We start from the raw sequence: 19,374 nt of genomic DNA, 5'->3' as shown, positions 1-19,374 counted from the left end.
TGTCAGCGCATCAGATTAAATACTTGGCCGATGCCCCGCCATTTCAGCAACTGAACGTCATTCGATAGCCTTAGTCACGTAAAATACTATTACAACGATTAGAGCAGTTGACTAATATTCATTTCTTCCATCAATCGATAATTATCCGAATAATCCACCGGAATGGCGATCACTGCTGGCCCTTGCACATCCATCGCCTGATGTAATTTGGTGATCAATTCATCCGCAGACTCTACCGCGAAACCTTTCGCGCCAAAGGCATCGGCATACAGTTTGAAATCAATCGCGCCAAAACTGACTCCCGAAGACCGGTGGTATTTTTTCTGCTGCTGCATTCCCACCATGTTATAACCATTATCTACCCAGATGATGTGCAGCAAATTACTATTTAGGCGTACTGCCGTTTCCAACTCCATGCTGGATTGCATAAATCCGCCATCACCAGAAACCGATACCACTTTCTGGTGCGGATTAACCAACGCCGCGGCAATAGCCCAAGGTAACGCCACGCCCATCGTTTGTTGACCGTTGGACATAAGAATCTGCCGGGTACGGAAACTATACAAATAGCGGGCGATCCAGATGTGGAAACTGCCCATATCGACACACAGCGTCACGTCGCTGTTGACAATATCCTGCATGGCGCGCACCAGACGTAATGGATGAATAGCAAAACCACTCATACGTTCTGCCCGATCGGCCAAATCCCGCCGTTGACGACTGCGCTCCTCTAGAACAGCCTCGGTTTGCGACGTCAGAATCAGCTCGCCCCGTATGCGCGGAGTCAAAGCATCCAATGTGCTGGCGATGTTTCCTACCAACTCTTTTTCTGGTTGATAGGCTGCATCAATTTCTGCGGGTAACACATCAATATGGATAAGGATGGCGGTGCCGCTATTCCATAATGCCGGATCATACTCTACTGGACTATAACCCACGGTAATAATGACATCGGCTTGTTGCAGTAATTTATCACCCGCCTGATTATTAAATAACCCGACACGACCAGCAAAACGATCAAAGTGCGCCTGATCAATCACACCGGCAGCTTGATAGGTACTGGTCACCGGCAGGTTACTGTGCCGCAATAAGCGCCGTACCGCATCAGCGTTGGCCGGTTGACTGGCCATTAATCCCAATAGCAAAATCGGATTTTTGGCCTTATTAATTATTTCCGCTACAGCAATAATGTTGTCCTGCGGCGCACTGCCATTTGTTGGGCAGGACTTGGGAGTCAGAATCCGACTGGTAACCGGCTCGTTAACGATATCCTGCGGCAGGCTGACAAACGCCGCTCCAGGGCGGCCAAATTCTGCGGTTCTAAAAGCATTTCCCAACACTTCAGATAATGCGCTTGAGGCGGTAACTTCAACACTGAATTTGGTGACCGGTCGGAAAATACTGACAGTGTCCATACTTTGATGAGTTATCTTCAGGCTGTCGGCTCGTTTTACTGCGCCCCCCAACGCTACCACCGGGTCACCTTCCGAAGTCGCGGTTGCCAATCCGGTTACCAGATTGGCGCAACCGGGTCCAGAAGTGACTAAAACCACCCCAGCCTTCCCGGTCAAACGTCCTATGGCTCCAGCCATAAAGGCGGCGTTGGCTTCATGGCGTACCACGATGGTCTTGACCGGAGAATCTTCCAATGCATCGAATACCCGATCAATTTTGGCACCCGGAATACCAAAAACCTGTTTCACGCCCTGCTGTTCCAGATGATTGACAACCAGATCGGCACCGCACTTCCATTCCTGCATAGCTTTATCATTCATCATCATACCTTGTCCTGTTTTGCCGCTAAATCAGCCACTCGAGCCGTGCTATTAACTTTCAACCGAACGAATGGCCTTATCGAGATTGCCAGGCATTAAGTCGGCCTTAAGAAAATCTCGCCCCTGAGGCAAATCAATGACCAGTTTGGTTAAAGTACCGAAAGTCAGAACGCCATTTTCCAGTTGATAATCCAGTACATGCCCACCACCGCTACGATCGTCGGTAATAAAATGTTCGTGATAACCGGCCACATTGATGCCCTGCGTGTAAGCGGGGCTGCGAAATCCGATAACGACGCCATTCCGGTGGGCAAAATCAAAGGTAGGTTGTTCAGCAATGGCATCCAACATCGGTTTGTAAGGACGCTGCTGACGTGGAACTGTTCGCGTTTCGACATGGCTGAATTTGCCGTCAATGCGCAATGCGCAGAATAAATTGTCCGTTTCGGCAACATCATCAATCACGTTATGAATCTGTTGACGACTCATTTTATGTTCAAAACAACGTTCTTCTGTTGGCTGAAAGAATGTCATGACGGCAAAAGGTGTCTTCTGTTCCGGCATGGCATTACGGGCGCTGCCATCGGCACGTAATTGATAAATTTTGCTATCGAAAGCGACTAACTCGCCATCCAGATGGTTGAATGTTCCTAATCCAAAGTCACCATGCTGTAGTAATTCCTTTATGGTGACATCCCCTTCATAAACACCACTAATTAGCGCGCTCATTAATGAGGTTTGGTAAATAACGCACTCAGGATAGCGTTTTTGATGCGCTAAGAATTCCTGCGCCACCTCCTTCGCACAAGAGCAATATGGAGTCATCCGATCAATCATCATACTTTCCACCTCATCTATAACATAAATTATACTTATGTTTTGTTATAAGGTTGACGGCTGCGGAGCATAAGTACCAATATAGGAACCCCACTATTTTGATATCAAAATTATATGGAACTGCGTTATCTACGTTATTTTGTTGCCGTGGCCTCAACCCGACATTTCACCCGAGCGGCTGAACAGTTGGGAATATCCCAGCCACCATTGAGTCAACAAATTCAAAAACTGGAACGAGAGATAGGAACGCCGCTTCTGCACCGTTTAAGTCGTGGGGTTGAATTGACTGAGGCTGGTGAAGCCTTCTATGCGGATGCCTGCCATATTTTGGCGATTACCGATGAAGCCATTGAACGGGCGAAAAGTATCGCCAGGGGAGAAACCGGTCATTTACGGGTGGGATTTGCCAGCTCGACCGCATTTCAGCCAGCGGTGTTAAGCCTGCTACACAGTTACCGGGAAAAATACCCGAAGGTAATGCTGTCACCGAGCGAAGAAACCATGCCGGCCTTAATGGATGATCTGCACCGTGAGCGTATCGATATCGCTTTTATCCGCCAGCCCTGCCATGCCAGTACCGAATTTACCTATGAAGTTCTGGTGGAAGAGGACATGTTGCTGGTGCTGCCGGCATACCACCCTTTACATCATTGCGAAAAAATCAGTCTGAAAGCACTACAGCATGAGAAGTTGATCACTTTCCCGCGGGAAGTCGGTCCCGGTCTGTTTGATGCCATGATTAACGCCTGTTATCGTGCTGGATTCGAACCCGAACTCGGTCAGCAATCACCACAATTGGTTTCAGCCATTGGTATGGTTTCTGCCGGTTTTGGTATCACCATCATTCCGCGATCGCTGAAAAGCGTGCTATCCACCAATATTACCTATCACGAGATTGATGATGACCAGCTAAAAACCCAGATCACACTGGCTTGGCGTCGCCATGAACGTTCAACGGCGGTGCTCAATATGGTGAACCTTTTGCGCCATCGCAACTGAACCGATATTGATTATTCACAAAATTGAGCATTCACAAAAAGGTCAGTATCACCCTGCCTGTAACCGTCGTCGGAGATTCATCTCTTCGGCGATAATTACTCCCTACCGATGATTCTACACAGGAAAAAACCATTAACTGATTGTTAATCAAAAATAGTATTCGCTAAACTCGCGTCCTGTATAGCCCCTGACCACTACAAAAATTTATTGCGCTTTTCATCCACATTAATCACTGATGAAAATTAAAAAAATTAATTAACCCATAAATAATGCACTATTATTAGTCTTTACAGTCATCGGATAAATGTCATTGATTATGGTTAGTTAATCTGTCGCTAAGAGAGTTAAATCTATTTTGTGTACAGCCTATTTTTTTCTTGAACACCTTCTCTCAATTTAATGACTTTGTCATTTTTCCTATTTTATTTATATCTAAATAATGATGTTTGACTCTGTAATCCGATGATTTTATTTGATAAATCTACGGCCTTGGCACCGTTCTTACTACAGGATTCATCATGAGCCATTTAAATGCCCCGCTACCTGCGGATAACGCGCGGTCCTCCTACAGTGAAAATGAAGCGCTGTTACAGGCATTAAATCTCTCTCTGGCTATTATTGAGTTCGATCTTACCGGCGTCGTGGTAAACGTTAATCAAAACTATCTTGATTACTTTGGCTATCAACGTGGTGAGGTGATCGGCCAGCCTCATAGTCTATTTTGCAAACAAGATTATGTTGGCAGCAAAGAATATCACGAGTTACTCAGTTGCTTACAAGCAGGAAAATCGTTAGAAGGTCGTTTTGAACGACGGCATAAAGACGGTTCTCCGGTATGGCTGGCAGCCATTTATCAACCAGTTCCCGGTCCGGACGGCAAAACAACCCACATGGTCAAAATAGCCAAAAATATTACCCAACAAGTTGCCTTGGAGTCTTCGACCCATGAATGGGTGCAATTACTGACCGAACTGACTGACCGCAGTGATAGCGCCATGTTCATTGCTGGTGACAGCGCCAGCGGCCAAAAGACGCTCTATATAAATCAGGGTTTTACTAAACTTTTTGGCTACACCACGCAGCAGGCATTGGGGCAACCTATTGCAGCATTGCTACAAAACGGCGATACCGCCCCCTCGCTCTCGGCCGAAACCACCTATATTCATCAAGCTCTTCAACCTGAAGAACTGTTTTATGGCCAAAATCACCAACCGCATTGGTGTTCGGTAACCATCAATTCGTTGTATGACGAACAGGGTCACTCCAGCTTTACCATCGGCGTGTTGACAGATATCACGCTCACCAAAATTTATGAAGTGCTGCAATTCCGGGTACTTGAATCCCTGGTGCTTGAGCGGCGACTGAGTGAAATAATGGATATGTTTTGTCTGGAGATCGAGCGCATCGCACCAGAAGTCGTGGTCAGCATCTTACAGGTCAATACTGAAGGTAAACTGGAACATTTATCTGCCCCAAGTTTACCTGAACACACGATCGCCAAACTCTGCGACTTGCCGATCAGCCCAGAGAATGGATCTTGTGGCACCGCGGCTCACCGCAAAGAACCGGTACTAGTCGAGGATATTGCCAACGATCCGCTTTGGCGACACTTTAGCCACATGGTTATTCCTCTCGGCCTACAAGCCTGCTGGTTCAACCCGATTTTATCCAGTAAAGGTGAGCTGCTGGGAATTGTTACCTTCTACTTTCGCGAAAAACGCGGCCCTAATCATTTTCATCATAAACTGGCAAAACTGGCCACTAACCTGTGTGCGTTGGCACTGGAACGGGAATGCTCGCGGATGAAAATCCAACAGCTTGCCCTGTATGACGCCCTGACTGGCCTACCTAATCGGGCTCAGTTCCTGACCCACGCGAATCAGGTGATTGGCGATGCGCAGCAGTGCGGTTATTCGCTATTGGTTCTAGTGATCAATATTGACCATTTCAAGCAGGTTAACGATTCTATGGGTCAGGCCGCCGGTGACGAATTACTGTGCATCATCGCGCAGCGATTACGTGATGATATGGGCAAAAATGACATTGTCGGCCGTTTGGCTGGCGACGAATTCGTCCTGATTCTAGCACCTTGTAATATACAGCAGGCCACTGTCCGGGTGGAAAGACTGCTAAGCCGCCTATCCCAACCGTGCCAGATTTCCGGCATGACTATTGTGCCTTCCGCCGGTATTGGTATCAGCCTTTACCCAGAGAATGCATTGGAAATTAATAGCCTGCTTCACCACGCCGATATGGCTAAAGGCAAAGCAAAAAAAAGGGGTCGTGGTCAGTTCCAATTTTTCAGCGCTGAAATGAATGAAATCAACATGCAGCGACAAACGTTGGAAGATGCACTGCGCCAAGCGGTTCATCTCAATACGCTACAGCTTTTTTATCAACCGCAAGTGCAACTTGACGATGGCCAGCTTTATGGTGTTGAAGCCCTCAGTCGTTGGTACCACCCGACATTAGGGGAAATACCACCACAGCGTTTTATTCCTCTGGCTCAGGAGTGCGGGCTGATCAATGAACTGGCGCTATGGACGATTAACGAAGCTTGTCGTCAACTCGCAGACTGGCGTTTACGCGGAATCAATGTTCCCTCTATTTCCGTCAATTTATCGCCAACCAACTTCCATAATCTGGGTCTGCCTGAGATTATTGCGCATATTTTGCAGCGCAATAATTTGCCGCCAAAACACTTAACGCTGGAAATTACTGAAGATATTCTGATTGATAATAACCCGATTATCTTTGCGATAATCGGCAAAATCCATCAACTGGGCGTACGACTATCTATGGATGATTTTGGTACTGGCTATTCCAGCCTGAGTTACCTGCGACGACTGGAACTGGATGAAATCAAGCTGGATAAGAGCTTCGTCAACGACCTTGAACATGATGAAACCAGCCGGGCGCTAAGTGAAGCGGTGATTCGTATCGGAGAAAGTTTGCAATTAGCCGTGGTGGTTGAAGGGGTGGAAACCGAAGCCCAACGGCAATTATTACGCCTTCAGGGATATCAGGTTGGTCAGGGCTATTTATTTTCCGAACCGCTGCAAGCCGTTGACTTTGAACTGTGGGTTAAATCTCATCTCGGGCACTGAAATGCCGAACCATCAAGCCAATAAAAACATCGCCGAGATCTGGCGATTATCGATATTCTCGGCTCGTTTACCATTTATTTATATAATGATTTAATAGATATAATAATTCTGGTCATTATCATTTACACTGGAGGCTCGCCTTTCAATGCGATTAATTGAAAATGGATAATTAATTAGCATTGAAATTATTTACCACTACCTATTGTAGTCACTTATGAAACAGGATTTTTCATGAGAGTTATATTATCACTGAGTTTTTTACTTATTTCCGGCTGTACACTTCCCCTTCCGTCGTTGACTGACCAACAAATCACCGCATTCAGTTCAGATGATCTTTGTACTGCTCTGGGCAGCTATAATGACCACAGCAAAACGGTATTGCGCTTGACTAATGAAGTAACACGTCGAGGTGCGGGTATCGATCAGGAAAGATGTTACCGCATCAGCCATATCGCTATGGAATCTAATGAGGAGCCGAGTTTTGTTCCCCACACCGATTGCCGCCCTACGACTAACCCTATGCCTAGGCCTTTGAAAAAAATGAAGGTAAACGGCCAATGGATCGACATACCACAGCAACCCGATTTCGTTCCGGGGTGTTCGTTTGGTGTGAAACATCAGTATTGATTTAATCAATACAAACACAACAATCACCGTAACAGAGGCAAAATGACCGTGTTTTCACTGAAACACTGCATCATGTCTTTTGCCTGCGCGGTATCCATGCTTATCGGTGGGTATCGCGCTAATCCATCCCCTATGGCACCCGCATGGGTGTGAAAATAGATTCTATAATAATTATTTGTTAACTAATGTAGGGTTATATTCATCGGTTGTAGTAATCTAGGCCATAGCAATCTAGGTTGTAGCAATCTATTGCACCAAAGTCGAAGAAACGTGACGTGGTCACATTAATTGACTTTTCATTATTCTATTGAATCCATATTCTTAGCGCCTCTGCCACCTGGATGTTGTGTTTCTGTTATGCAAAAATTTCTGTTTTTACTGCTTAGTCTGATTCTGCTTGGCCCACTTGGGATCGATTTATATCTGCCAACCATTCCTGCTATCGCCGAAGGCTTGAATAGCAGTGAGTCGCTGATCCAATCCACCATCGCCCTCTTCATTCTGGTGTTGGGTTTGGGGCAATTGATTGCTGGACCATTGGTGGATAAATATGGCCGTAAACCGATTGCCATTATCGGTATCGTACTTTATATGATCGGTGCCGCAATGGCGGCGTTGGCGACAACGCCAAGCATTTTCGTCGCTTCACGCTTGCTGCAAGGCACCGCTGTTTGTTGCACGGCAGTGGTGGCATTTAGCGGGGTACGTGACCGATTGAGCGGCAATGAGGCCGCGCGCGCCTTTGGATTCTTGAATGGCACCTTGAATATCGTTCCGGCATTGGCTCCTTTACTCGGCGGTCTGCTAGCGGAAGCCTTTGGCTGGCGAGCGCCGTTTTGGTTCCTGGTGCTGTATGCAGTGGCAGTCTTGGTTTTGGTCGTGCTGTTCCTACCAGAGACGCGGCCGGCAGAGACACAGCCGGTTAAAAGCCTACCGTTCAAAAACTATCTGCGCATTCTGCGCGACGACCGTTTTCTGATTTTTGCTCTGGTCAATGCCGGTGCTATGGGGATGGCTTTAACCTATGTTTCTCTGGCACCCAATGTGTTGATGGGCGATGCGGGCCTCAGTCCACTACAATTCTCACTGGCTTTTGGTGCCAATGGCTTCTGGATTATGTTGGTTAGCTTTATTGCCAATCGAATTATTCAAAAGATCGGTCGCCCATTTTGCCTGATGACCGGCAGTTTACTGATGGCATTGGGCTGTCTGGGGCTATTATTTGGCTTGATACAGTTATCTGCCGAGGCACAAAATCACTGGCTGGTTTATATGCTGCCCGTGGCCAGCGCTTGTGCCGGACTGGCCTTTATGATGGGGCCTGCCACCAGCTATGCCTTAGAACCCTATGCTAACGAGGCTGGCGTGGCTTCAGCTTTAGTGGGTTTTGTCCAAATGGCTGGCGGTGCGGCATTGGGTTTGCTTGCCATGGCATTACCGATTGAACCTAAGCTTTCTCTGGCATTGGTGATGTTAGCGGGCTGTATCTTCGCTTGGATTGCTCGCCGAACCAGTAAACGCATGCCGGTAACGATCAATAAGATTGCCTGATTTTCGCTGGCCGGTTGCGGCCAGCATTAACACTTTCCATCTCAGTTTAGGATTCAACCGTCACTGGCACTCTGCTCGCCAAAGCACACATCAGTTCATAGCCGACCGTTCCGGCTGTCGCAGCAACCTCATCAATAGGTAAGTTTTTCCCCCAGAGTTCGACTTGACTGCCGATCATCGCCTGTGGACAAGAGGTGAGATCCAGCATCAGCATGTCCATCGAAATGGTTCCCAATGTTCGGGTTAACACTCCGTCAACCCATATAGGCGTTCCTGTTGGCGCATGGCGCGGATATCCATCGGCATAACCGCAGGCAACAATACCAATGCGCTGTGCATCGCTCGCCAGATAGCGACTACCGTAACCCACGCTGTGGCCTTTGGATAAATCCTGAATAGCCAGAATCTTGCTGTGCAAACTCATCGTCGGTTGCAGGCCGCTATCGGCAATATCAGCGACCTTACCGCTCGGCGAAGCACCATATAAAATAATACCCGGCCGAATCCAATCAGCATGGGTGCGAGAATGCCACAGTGTAGCGGCTGAGTTGGCAAAACTACGCGGAGCGGCGATTTTAGCGCTAGCGTGAACAATGTGATCAAATTGCTGTGTCACTCCGGTGGGATTATCTGCATTGGCAAAATGACTCATCAATGTGATCTGCCCAATATTGGCAAGACTTTTCGCCCAGAGCCAAACCGCATGGGTCTGCCCTACCGGGAAACCTAAGCGATTCATACCGCTATTGATTTTAAGATACACATTCAGAGGAGCCGTTAGCCGTGCACGTTGTATGGCTTCCAACTGCCAATCACTATGGACTACCGTCGTCAGACGATAATGATCCAGCAGCACCAAATCCTGTGGTTGAAAGAATCCCTCTAATAATAGGATCGGCCCTTGCCAACCCTGCTCACGCAGCAACACCGCTTCATTTAAATCCAGTAATGCAAACCCGTCAGTGGTGGCTAAACTTCGCCAGATGCGAGCCAAACCGTGACCATAAGCGTTGGCTTTGACCACCGACCACACCTTGGCATCAGGAGCTAACCCTCTTACTAGATTTAGATTATGGGTAAAGGCAGACAAATGCAGCGTTGCTGATATCGGGCGAGGCATGTGTGTTCCTTTTAACGGATATTTATTTTATGAGTTGCAGGCGCACACCAAGGCGGTCAGCACTGGGCTGCCCTCCTGGCAGGTCATTAAGGAACTTAACGGAATGAACGGGCAGTATGTAGCGTTGTACCACTCACTGGATGAAACCCCGGGCGGTAGCGAGCGACCGACAAATCATCAGCTGCGATGGTGGTTTGTCGGCCAGAAATAATATCCGCCAACAGTTGCCCTGAGCCACAGGCCATTGTCCAACCCAGCGTACCGTGGCCAGTATTAAGATACAGGTTTTTATACTGGGTTCGCCCGACAATCGGCGTACCGTCTGGTGTCATTGGGCGCAACCCTGTCCAGAAAGTCGCTTGCTCCACTTTGCCAGCGTCGGGATATAAATCCTGCACTACCATTTCCAGCGTTTCGCGGCGAGCCTGTTCCAGTTGCGTATTGAAACCGACGATTTCCGCCATTCCTCCCACGCGGATACGATCGTCAAAACGAGTAATGGCAATTTTGTAGGTTTCATCCAATACGGTAGAGCGCGGTGCAGCAGCAGGGTCGATAATCGGGATCGTCAATGAATAGCCTTTTAATGGATACACTGGGATAGAAACCAATCCGTCCAATAAAGCGGTCGAGTAAGAACCAAAAGCGACAACATAAGCGTCACCTTTAATCACCTCATTGCCGCACAGCACGCCGATAATCTGGTTACCATCCACCAACACTTTATCCACGGTGCGGTTGAACATAAACTTCACCCCTGCCGCTTCGGCCATTTTGGCCAATTGCTCGGTAAATATACGGCAATCACCGGTTTCATCGTTGGGTAAACGTAAACCGCCAGTTAATTTATCGGCAACTTTAGCCAATGCAGGCTCGATGGTGGATAACTGTTCTGCCGTCAGTAATTGGTATGGCACTCCGGCATCCGTCAGTACGGCAATGTCTTTTGTGGCACTATCAAATTGTTGCGCGGTACGGAACAACTGTAGCGTTCCACCTTGACGACCTTCATATTGAATGCCGGTATCTTCACGCAAATCCTTCAGGCAGTCGCGGCTGTATTCGGCCAGTCGCACCATGCGGCTTTTATTGGTCATATAATGGGAAGTGCTACAGTTTTTCAGCATTTGCCACATCCAGCGCAGTTGGAAGCTGCTACCATCCAAGCGAACCGCCAAGGGCGCATGACGCTGAAACATCCACTTGATGGCCTTCAGTGGTACTCCCGGTGCGGCCCAAGGTGCGGCGTAACCCGGCGAGATCTGCCCAGCATTGGCTGCACTGGTCTCCTGAGCGGGACCTGGTTGACGATCAATAACCGTAACCTCATGGCCTTCTTTTGCCAGGTACCAGGCACTGGCCACTCCCACGACACCACTTCCCAAAATGATAATGCGCATACCTTACTCCGCCGACGATACATAAAGCATAATATTCTGCTGACAGAAAGTTAACCCAGTGTAAAAAACCAGCCAACAAATTAATCATGGATTGTGAGTTTGTTCACAATTAATTTATATTTAAATCCCATTTATTTTCAAGTGATTTACATAACTGGCGATAATACTCGTTTTTCTCGCTAAAAAACGGGGTAATGTTGAAAAATTTTTAATTTATCTATTTATAAAACAGATGATTCGCGTATGGCACAATCGGTATTTATCAGATTTTTATTCTGATAAATAATCATTTATACAGAATTATATATCGTAAAATAACACAATAAGATGATACTACTGATGCATGAGAAATAAACTATATTGACATAAGGTCTTGCCGTGCCTCAGTTTGTTCAGATTGAGCTAGGATTATGCAAGGGACACGTATTTGGCCGGATGTTAAACCGTGAGGGTGCGCTGATGACAACTTCAACTGAAAAAACGGGCGTGCAAGAAAAGCGTCTGACTGACGGACCAGACTGGACTTTCGAACTGTTGCAGGTCTATCTGGAGCAGATAGATCGGGTTGCAAAACATTACCGGTTGGATACCTATCCACATCAAATCGAGGTCATTACCTCGGAACAGATGATGGATGCCTATTCCAGTATCGGGATGCCAATCAATTATACTCACTGGTCGTTCGGTAAAAAATTTATCGAAACAGAACAGAAATATAAACATGGTCAACAAGGCTTGGCCTATGAAATCGTCATTAATTCCAATCCTTGTATCGCCTATTTAATGGAAGAGAATACAATTACCATGCAGGCATTAGTCATGGCTCATGCCTGTTATGGCCACAATTCTTTCTTCAAAAATAATTATCTTTTCCGCACTTGGACCGATGCCAGTTCTATCGTCGATTATCTGCTGTTTGCCCGTCACTACATCAGTGAATGCGAAGAGCGTTACGGTGTTGAAGAAGTTGAGCGTCTACTGGACTCCTGCCACGCCCTGATGAACTATGGCGTTGATCGCTACAAGCGACCGCAAAAAATTTCATTGCAGGAAGAGAAAGCACGGCAAAAAAGCCGAGAAGAATATCTACAAAGTCAGGTGAATTCGCTATGGAAAACCCTGCCACGCATTGCCCGGGAAGAAACTCAGGCGGAAGCACTGCGCTACCCCAGTGAGCCACAGGAAAACATTCTCTATTTTATGGAGAAAAATGCACCTTTGCTGGAATCATGGCAACGAGAAGTGCTGCGGATTGTGCGAAAAATCAGTCAGTACTTCTATCCGCAAAAACAAACCCAGGTTATGAATGAAGGTTGGGCTACGTTTTGGCACTACACCATTTTAAATCATCTCTACGATGAAGGCCGAGTCACTGACCGCTTTATGATGGAGTTTCTTCATAGTCATACCAATGTGGTCTATCAACCCGCCTATAACAGCCCTTATTACAGTGGAATAAACCCCTACGCGCTGGGTTTTGCTATGTTTCAGGACATTAAGCGTATCTGTCAGTCACCCACTGAAGAAGATCGCTACTGGTTCCCCGATATTGCCGGTTCGGACTGGCTAGAGACGCTACATTTCGCCATGCGTGATTTTAAAGACGAAAGCTTTATCAGTCAGTTTCTCTCGCCAAAAGTCATGCGCGACTTTCGGCTATTTACCGTATTGGACGACGACAAGAATAATTATCTGGAGATTTCGGCTATTCATAATGAAGAAGGCTATCGAGCGATTCGCAATGAACTATCAGCCCAATATAACCTTAGCAATCATGAACCGAATATTCAGGTGTGGAATGTAAATCTGCGCGGCGATCGTTCGCTGACATTACGTTATATCCCGCAGGATCGTGCTCCACTGGATAAAAGCCGCCGGGAAGTGATGAAACATATTCATCGTCTCTGGGGATTTGATGTCCATATTGAACAGCTTAATGAAGATGGCAGTAGTGAGCTGTTGGAAAGCACACCAGCAAGGCAAAGCAAATTGTAATTCAGCATGCCGTCCAAAATGATTCTTGCAATTTGGACGGTTCAAAACAACCATCGAGATAGGAGCCAACGGCTCCTTCAGACTGCTGACAAACCTCGATCCTGCGATCTCGGGTGCGGAACGAGCCGACAAGGACGTATGCACGACGTCTTGATGATCTAGCGGTTTTCACCGCAGTGAGCACTTTGTCATTAACCTCTAGGGGCCAACGGCCCCTTTTGCGTTTAACTAGGTTCGACTAACGGCGAACTTCGGCCAAATCACTCGGCATGGTGCCTTGCATACTGTGCCAGATCGCACCACTTTCTTTCCCATAGTTACGCAGGCATTCCATTACCTGATCATAAGACTGAGTTTCACACAACCCAGCCAACTGGCTGTAAAAACTCAGCGCCAGCTTGCGTGCTTCCGGATTGGAGAAATAATAACGACCAACACGGGTATACAGACCTTTCAATCCGTTCAGAATCAAACCGTAAATCGGATTACCTGAAGCAAATGCCAAACCACGGAAAATACCATAGTCCAGCGCAGTAAACGCTTCAGCGTGATCTTCTACTTCAGCGGCTTTAGCTAAAATATCCAACGCCTGATCAGGATGCTGGCGGAACGCAGTTCGCACAAAAATTGAGGCAATATTCGTTCTTACAGCCAGTAAGTTATCTATCAATTGAGGGACACTGTCGTGATCCAGACGAGCCAGCGTCTCAAGGATATTAAGACCCGATGTCTCCCAAAAATTGTTTACTTTAGTAGGCTTACCGTGCTGAATGGTTAACCATCCGTCGCGGGCCAGACGTTGCAATACTTCGCGCAATGTCGTTCTGGTTACCCCGATGAGTTCTGAAAGTTCACGCTCCGCGGGCAAAATAGATCCTGGAGGGAAGCGATTATTCCAAATACTTTCAATAATGTACTCTTCCGCGAAACCGGCAGGACTTTGCGCCTTTATAACCATGTGTGTGACGTTCCGTAGCGATATTTATCAGCAATTTAATAGCGCGTATTATACCAGACCGACCGTATATGATATAGCGCCGCAGTAGAACAATTGGTGAAAGCGGTCATAAAGTGGTGAAAATCATGCAGAATACCGTCTTCGCTAGTTATTCGAAAAACCATTAAACCGCTTGCGTAAAGTAAGCCTTAACCTTGATCATTAACGGAATCACAGCAAAATAACGGGGATCATTACTCATAATGGATATGACCAATAAACAGGCACTGATTAAGAATTTTCTCGGCAACTCTCCCGACTGGTACAAAATAGCCATTCTTGGCTTTCTAATCATCAATCCTATTGTCTTTTTCCTGATAAGCCCTTTCGTTGCGGGTTGGATGTTGGTCGTCGAGTTTATTTTCACGCTGGCAATGGCTTTAAAATGCTACCCACTACAACCCGGTGGGCTGCTGGCGATACAGGCCATCATTATTGGCATGACCAGCCCGCATCAGGTCGCCGAGGAAATTGCCAACAATCTTGAAGTCCTGCTGCTATTAATCTTTATGGTTGCCGGTATCTATTTTATGAAGCAGTTGCTGCTATTTGTTTTCACCAAGCTGCTACTGAATATCCGTTCAAAAATAATCCTGTCTCTGGCATTTTGCCTTGCCTCGGCATTTCTCTCGGCATTTCTGGATGCCCTAACCGTTATTGCCGTAGTGATCAGCGTATCTGTTGGTTTTTACACGATTTATCACCATGTTGCCTCCAATCACAGTGATAAGGACATCGCCGATGACAGCTGGATTGATTCACAGGAACATCGCAAAACTCTCGAACAGTTCCGCAGTTTTTTACGCAGCCTGATGATGCATGCTGGCGTCGGCACCGCTCTGGGTGGCGTTATGACAATGGTAGGCGAGCCGCAAAATCTGATTATAGCCAAAAGCGCTGGCTGGAATTTCTTCGATTTCTTTATCCGCATGTTGCCAGTTTCTTTACCGGTCTTTATTTGTGGCCTGCTGGTTTGCCTGTGTGTTGAACGTTTCAAACTGTTTGGTTATGGCGCAGAACTGCCGGATCGCGTGCAGCAAATACTGAAAGAATACGACCGCCAAACTACGGCAAAACGCACTCGTCAGGACAAAATGAAACTCATTGTCCAGGCACTAATCGGTGTCTGGCTGGTATTGGCTTTGGCCTTTCATTTGGCTGAAGTCGGGTTGATCGGGCTGTCGGTTATTATTCTGGCAACCTCTCTGTGCGGTGTAACCAATGAACATGCCCTCGGTAAAGCATTCCAGGAAGCACTACCGTTTACCGCATTATTAACCGTATTTTTTGCCGTAGTCGCCGTCATTATCGAGCAGCATCTGTTTACGCCGATTATCCAGTTTGTGTTACAAGCCTCACCTTCTGCCCAGCTCTCACTGTTTTATCTGTTTAACGGCCTGCTTTCATCCGTTTCAGATAATGTTTTTGTCGGCACTGTCTATATCAACGAAGCACGAACCGCATTCGAACAGGGTGTTATTTCCCTGCAACAATTCGAACTGCTAGCCGTTGCCATTAATACCGGCACCAATTTGCCATCCGTCGCAACACCAAATGGTCAGGCCGCCTTTTTATTCCTGTTAACCTCAGCGCTGGCTCCGCTTATACGCCTGTCTTACGGTCGCATGGTGTATATGGCCTTGCCATATACTATTGTGATGACTCTGGTTGGCCTGCTTTGTGTCGAGTTTGCATTAGTCCCTATGACCGATTTACTCACACAATCCGGCCTGATCAGATTACCAGAAGTGATTCACACTACGATGATTGCACACTGATTTCTTGCATTCTGCCACTCGCCAGCCCTACACTTTTACTATTGGGCTGGCTGAGAATGCCATCATCTGAATTAAAGATGAATTTTTATCCGCTAAATCGCAGCCCAAGCGACAAACCGATGATTTTCGCGTCATTTCGTCGCCGGGTAGCTGGCAGCAATGAAGAATTGGTTTACACTGCCACTACAATTGCTTACTGCATGGAATAGAAAGATATGTTGCAATTTTTTAACCGCTGCTCCCAAGGGCGCGGTGCTTGGCTTTTAATGGCCTTGACTGCACTTTCACTTGAGTTGACCGCGCTCTATTTTCAACACGTCATGCGATTACAGCCTTGTGTGATGTGTATTTATGAACGCGTTGCATTATTTGGCATTCTTGGTGCTTCACTGCTCGGTGCTATTGCGCCTAAATCTCCGCTACGCTATTTGGCGATTGCATTGTGGATTTACAGCGCATGGGAAGGTGTCAAACTGGCATGGGAACACACCATGCTGCAACTGAATCCTTCGCCATTTGCAACCTGTGATTTCTTTGTCAACTTTCCATCTTGGTTACCGTTAGACAAATGGTTGCCTTCCGTTTTCCTTGCTAGCGGTGACTGTTCAGTAAAACAGTGGTCCTTCTTATCCCTTGAAATGCCTCAGTGGTTAGTCGGTGTCTTTGCCGCCTATCTGATCGTCGCTATATTGGTTCTGATCAGTCAATTTGTTAAACCCAAAAGACGTGGTCTATTTAATCGATAAGAAACGGTGAGTTCTGAAAATGATAAAGGTGCCAAATGGCACCTTTATCATTTTAGAATAATATTACCGTCAAACTCTGCGCACCATGGTTCACCTGGTTCAGGCTTTAAAACTCTGACAACTGAAATTTAGTGTCTTATCACCGTTTACCAAATCTAGCAGGATCGGTGAAGAACTGATGTTTAATGCCGCTTGATAGCGACTGTCATCGACCGCTCTTTGAAACAATAGACGCTCGCCTGCGCTATCATTTTTAATTTCTGTAAATTGGAAAATGGCACCATCAATAGTTAACTGTTGATTTGGCCCATCCAGCAAAGCGTTTAACTTTGTTCCGCTATCTGTCACGCACTGTAAACGCATTAAGGGTGAAGCTTGGGCAGGAGCGGACAGTCCACATATAGCAACTGACAGGCCGCAGAGGTAAAGGGCCAATTTAAGTTTTTTCATTGTATCCTGCTTATCATTTTAATCTTAGCCTCATTATGTCACATCAGATTCAACAGGTAAAAAATGTCATGGGTGCACTAAACGATGGCGATCGGAAATACAAATAATACCGGACTTGGGCACCTGAGAAGCCTACTTATCGCACAGTTATTTATCAGTTTAATAGAACGGATTATGGCTTTTTGTCTATGCACAGTAGAATAACTCCATTCAGCCCAGAAAACGGAGAGTCGACATGAGACGTACAACCATAATGATGATTGCAGTCGCAATAGCGGTATTTATTTTTTCTTATTTGACAGAGTCTTAATATGAGATATTAATCAACTAGATTGGTATAAACAGATTGAATAGACCCGAGTTTCGTAGACACTTTTTTGCTTCATAATGGAGGCTAAATGAAGGCGTGTTTATGTCAGTCAAGAATTTCACTGAAGAATTCAAACAGGCATACTTTTGCATGCTGGGCACTAAGCTCGGGAGCCAATCCGAACTTTGTTGCTTCATAGATGAGCCATACATCAGCCCAGATGGTTTACAGCGTCTATGGCAAATGGATGAGCGAGAACAATAGAGATCAGATGGTGATAATGAACTCAGGATCCACTACCAATGCCCCACGCGATTTCACCGTAAATAAAAAATACATTCAAATCAATAAATTATCTAGCCCAGCTTGGTTTGTTCAAGATATGGTCTTGCCAGTCGATCACTTCGCTTTCTCGTACTGCGATATGGCGTACTGAGATACGTTCGCCGTGCATTGCTGCTTTCGAACCCGTTAATAGCGGATGCCAGGCGGGCAAGTCTTTACCCTCGCCAACCAATCGATAGGCGCAAGTATGCGGGAGCCAGTCAAAGGTCACCAGATTTTCACGCGTTAATTTGATGCAATCATCTTCATATTCAAAACGGCGCTCATAATTTCGACACTCGCAGGTTTTAATATTCAGTTGATTACAGGCAACGTTGGTGAAATAAATTTCGTCGGTGTCTTCGTCAATCAGCTTGTTTAAACAGCATTGACCGCACCCATCGCACAGAGATTCCCATTCTGCGTCTGACATTTCAGCCAGCGTTCTTTGCTGCCAAAAAGGAAGTTGTGACATATTGGTATCCGGTGTTAATCACTCATGGCGGGTGTTTATAGTCGTTTTGACACGAAGATGCAAGTGTTGCCACCCGCGCGCTGTCTGGGATGGCAACCAATATCATCAAATAATACGGGTATTCAGCATTTTATCATTCACTGCGATTTGCAGCATATCACCAGAAGTCAGCGGCCCGACCCCCTGCGGCGTTCCCGTCAGGATAATATCGCCAGCGCGCAAGGTAAAGAAACGAGAGATATAACAGATTAGCGGCAAGATCGGCGTAATCATATCCCGTGTATTGCCCTTTTGGCGGACTTCTCCGTTAAGCTTGAGTAATAAATCGGCCTGTTGCGCATCACCAAATTCAGCCGCCGGAATAAAACCGGAAATAGGACAAGAACCGTCAAAGGCTTTCGCTTTTTCCCACGGTTGCCCAGACTTTTTCAAACTGGTTTGTAGGTCACGTAACGTCAAATCCAACGCAACACCGTAACCAGCAATCGCGCGGGCAACCCGATCCTCATTCGCCTGTTTTAGCGGAGTACCCATCAATACCGCCAGTTCCACTTCATGATGCACTGCGCCGAAACTTTGCGGAATCGACACCGGTTGACGAATATCGCACAGTGCAGTTTCAGGTTTGATGAACAGCACCGGTTCCGTGGGTTGAGTACTCCCCATTTCCTTAATGTGATCCGCATAGTTACTGCCGACACAAATCACTTTACTCACGGGAAAATCCAGCAACGCGCCCTGCCAGTCTCGATGTTGATACATACAGCCCCTCTTGAAGTCATTATCGCGACAGATAAAACCCACAGTACCCCAGACGTTAAACCTAGCCGGAGTGCCGATATTCAACAATACTCATTGTCATGCTATCCGCCATTATATTAGC

The 19,374-nt window shown here is 46.7% G+C and carries 15 protein-coding genes and 1 pseudogene; 8 read left to right on the top strand and 8 right to left on the bottom strand.

What is annotated here, in order from left to right; all coding sequences use genetic code 11:
- Nucleotides 1-98: 98 nt before the first annotated feature.
- Together alsS and budA are read right to left on the bottom strand one after the other, a co-directional pair.
- Entirely contained in the window at nt 99-1,781 is a 1,683-nt protein-coding gene (alsS, locus tag DJ39_RS10775) for an acetolactate synthase AlsS (protein WP_004719852.1), read from the bottom strand.
- 45 nt (nt 1,782-1,826) lie between these two features.
- Nucleotides 1,827-2,612, bottom strand: a complete 786-nt coding sequence (budA, locus tag DJ39_RS10770) for an acetolactate decarboxylase (RefSeq protein WP_038251739.1) — start codon at nt 2,610-2,612, stop codon at nt 1,827-1,829.
- Nucleotides 2,613-2,726: 114 nt separating this feature from the next.
- Between budA and DJ39_RS10765 the strand changes: the two genes are divergently transcribed.
- The 4 genes from DJ39_RS10765 (at nt 2,727) to DJ39_RS10750 (ending at nt 8,896) form a co-directional block, all read left to right on the top strand.
- Nucleotides 2,727-3,611, top strand: a complete 885-nt coding sequence (locus tag DJ39_RS10765; protein ID WP_004719847.1) for a LysR family transcriptional regulator — start codon at nt 2,727-2,729, stop codon at nt 3,609-3,611.
- Nucleotides 3,612-4,129: 518 nt separating this feature from the next.
- Nucleotides 4,130-6,718, top strand: coding sequence for a bifunctional diguanylate cyclase/phosphodiesterase (locus DJ39_RS10760; RefSeq protein WP_004719845.1), 2,589 nt, complete (start codon nt 4,130-4,132; stop codon nt 6,716-6,718).
- A 231-nt stretch (nt 6,719-6,949) separates the two neighbouring features.
- Nucleotides 6,950-7,345 (top strand): hypothetical protein, encoded by a 396-nt coding sequence (locus tag DJ39_RS17135; RefSeq protein ID WP_049688126.1) that lies wholly within the window; start codon nt 6,950-6,952, stop codon nt 7,343-7,345.
- 357 nt (nt 7,346-7,702) lie between these two features.
- On the top strand, nt 7,703-8,896 hold the full coding sequence (locus DJ39_RS10750; RefSeq protein WP_004719843.1) for a multidrug effflux MFS transporter: 1,194 nt from the start codon (nt 7,703-7,705) through the stop codon (nt 8,894-8,896).
- 46 nt (nt 8,897-8,942) lie between these two features.
- Here DJ39_RS10750 and dadX read toward each other — a convergent pair whose 3' ends face one another.
- Complete coding sequence (gene dadX / locus DJ39_RS10745) at nt 8,943-10,016, bottom strand: catabolic alanine racemase DadX (RefSeq protein ID WP_004719842.1); 1,074 nt, start codon at nt 10,014-10,016, stop codon at nt 8,943-8,945.
- 95 nt (nt 10,017-10,111) lie between these two features.
- Nucleotides 10,112-11,416 carry a D-amino acid dehydrogenase gene (locus DJ39_RS10740; protein ID WP_004719840.1) on the bottom strand — a complete coding sequence of 435 codons (1,305 nt, stop codon included), beginning with the start codon at nt 11,414-11,416 and terminating at the stop codon, nt 10,112-10,114.
- 459 nt (nt 11,417-11,875) lie between these two features.
- Here DJ39_RS10740 and DJ39_RS10735 point away from each other — a divergent pair, with 459 nt between their 5' ends.
- Nucleotides 11,876-13,411 (top strand): SpoVR family protein, encoded by a 1,536-nt coding sequence (locus DJ39_RS10735; protein WP_038242497.1) that lies wholly within the window; start codon nt 11,876-11,878, stop codon nt 13,409-13,411.
- 238 nt (nt 13,412-13,649) lie between these two features.
- Here DJ39_RS10735 and fadR read toward each other — a convergent pair whose 3' ends face one another.
- On the bottom strand, nt 13,650-14,369 hold the full coding sequence (gene fadR / locus DJ39_RS10730) for a fatty acid metabolism transcriptional regulator FadR (RefSeq protein ID WP_004719836.1): 720 nt from the start codon (nt 14,367-14,369) through the stop codon (nt 13,650-13,652).
- 242 nt (nt 14,370-14,611) lie between these two features.
- Here fadR and nhaB point away from each other — a divergent pair, with 242 nt between their 5' ends.
- Nucleotides 14,612-16,186 (top strand): sodium/proton antiporter NhaB, encoded by a 1,575-nt coding sequence (gene nhaB / locus DJ39_RS10725; RefSeq protein ID WP_004719835.1) that lies wholly within the window; start codon nt 14,612-14,614, stop codon nt 16,184-16,186.
- Between the two features lie 215 nt (nt 16,187-16,401).
- Nucleotides 16,402-16,932, top strand: a complete 531-nt coding sequence (dsbB, locus tag DJ39_RS10720) for a disulfide bond formation protein DsbB (RefSeq protein WP_004719832.1) — start codon at nt 16,402-16,404, stop codon at nt 16,930-16,932.
- 99 nt (nt 16,933-17,031) lie between these two features.
- On the opposite strand, the gene DJ39_RS10715 is transcribed toward dsbB, so the two are convergent.
- Complete coding sequence (locus DJ39_RS10715; RefSeq protein ID WP_049688124.1) at nt 17,032-17,382, bottom strand: hypothetical protein; 351 nt, start codon at nt 17,380-17,382, stop codon at nt 17,032-17,034.
- A 446-nt stretch (nt 17,383-17,828) separates the two neighbouring features.
- Between DJ39_RS10715 and DJ39_RS17475 the strand changes: the two are divergent.
- Nucleotides 17,829-18,002, top strand: a pseudogene (locus DJ39_RS17475) (site-specific integrase); the annotation flags it as partial.
- Nucleotides 18,003-18,044: 42 nt separating this feature from the next.
- Here DJ39_RS17475 and DJ39_RS10710 read toward each other — a convergent pair.
- Together DJ39_RS10710 and DJ39_RS10705 are read right to left on the bottom strand one after the other, a co-directional pair.
- Nucleotides 18,045-18,491 carry a YcgN family cysteine cluster protein gene (locus tag DJ39_RS10710; RefSeq protein ID WP_004719827.1) on the bottom strand — a complete coding sequence of 149 codons (447 nt, stop codon included), beginning with the start codon at nt 18,489-18,491 and terminating at the stop codon, nt 18,045-18,047.
- 105 nt (nt 18,492-18,596) lie between these two features.
- On the bottom strand, nt 18,597-19,253 hold the full coding sequence (locus tag DJ39_RS10705) for a fumarylacetoacetate hydrolase family protein (RefSeq protein WP_004719826.1): 657 nt from the start codon (nt 19,251-19,253) through the stop codon (nt 18,597-18,599).
- Nucleotides 19,254-19,374: the final 121 nt, after the last annotated feature.

It is taken from the genome of Yersinia ruckeri ATCC 29473, from assembly GCF_000754815.1.
GTDB lineage: Bacteria > Pseudomonadota > Gammaproteobacteria > Enterobacterales > Enterobacteriaceae > Yersinia > Yersinia ruckeri.
This window is presented reverse-complemented; position numbering and strand designations above follow the sequence as displayed.

What these genes read in the sequence shown, in the direction of transcription:
- alsS (WP_004719852.1), bottom strand. Translation starts at nt 1,781, where the DNA reads ATGATGATGAATGATAAAGCTATGCAGGAATGGAAGTGCGGTGCCGAT.
- budA (WP_038251739.1), bottom strand. Translation starts at nt 2,612, where the DNA reads ATGATTGATCGGATGACTCCATATTGCTCTTGTGCGAAGGAGGTGGCG.
- DJ39_RS10765 (WP_004719847.1), top strand. Translation starts at nt 2,727, where the DNA reads ATGGAACTGCGTTATCTACGTTATTTTGTTGCCGTGGCCTCAACCCGA.
- DJ39_RS10760 (WP_004719845.1), top strand. Translation starts at nt 4,130, where the DNA reads ATGAGCCATTTAAATGCCCCGCTACCTGCGGATAACGCGCGGTCCTCC.
- DJ39_RS17135 (WP_049688126.1), top strand. Translation starts at nt 6,950, where the DNA reads ATGAGAGTTATATTATCACTGAGTTTTTTACTTATTTCCGGCTGTACA.
- DJ39_RS10750 (WP_004719843.1), top strand. Translation starts at nt 7,703, where the DNA reads ATGCAAAAATTTCTGTTTTTACTGCTTAGTCTGATTCTGCTTGGCCCA.
- dadX (WP_004719842.1), bottom strand. Translation starts at nt 10,016, where the DNA reads ATGCCTCGCCCGATATCAGCAACGCTGCATTTGTCTGCCTTTACCCAT.
- DJ39_RS10740 (WP_004719840.1), bottom strand. Translation starts at nt 11,416, where the DNA reads ATGCGCATTATCATTTTGGGAAGTGGTGTCGTGGGAGTGGCCAGTGCC.
- DJ39_RS10735 (WP_038242497.1), top strand. Translation starts at nt 11,876, where the DNA reads ATGACAACTTCAACTGAAAAAACGGGCGTGCAAGAAAAGCGTCTGACT.
- fadR (WP_004719836.1), bottom strand. Translation starts at nt 14,369, where the DNA reads ATGGTTATAAAGGCGCAAAGTCCTGCCGGTTTCGCGGAAGAGTACATT.
- nhaB (WP_004719835.1), top strand. Translation starts at nt 14,612, where the DNA reads ATGGATATGACCAATAAACAGGCACTGATTAAGAATTTTCTCGGCAAC.
- dsbB (WP_004719832.1), top strand. Translation starts at nt 16,402, where the DNA reads ATGTTGCAATTTTTTAACCGCTGCTCCCAAGGGCGCGGTGCTTGGCTT.
- DJ39_RS10715 (WP_049688124.1), bottom strand. Translation starts at nt 17,382, where the DNA reads ATGAAAAAACTTAAATTGGCCCTTTACCTCTGCGGCCTGTCAGTTGCT.
- DJ39_RS10710 (WP_004719827.1), bottom strand. Translation starts at nt 18,491, where the DNA reads ATGTCACAACTTCCTTTTTGGCAGCAAAGAACGCTGGCTGAAATGTCA.
- DJ39_RS10705 (WP_004719826.1), bottom strand. Translation starts at nt 19,253, where the DNA reads ATGTATCAACATCGAGACTGGCAGGGCGCGTTGCTGGATTTTCCCGTG.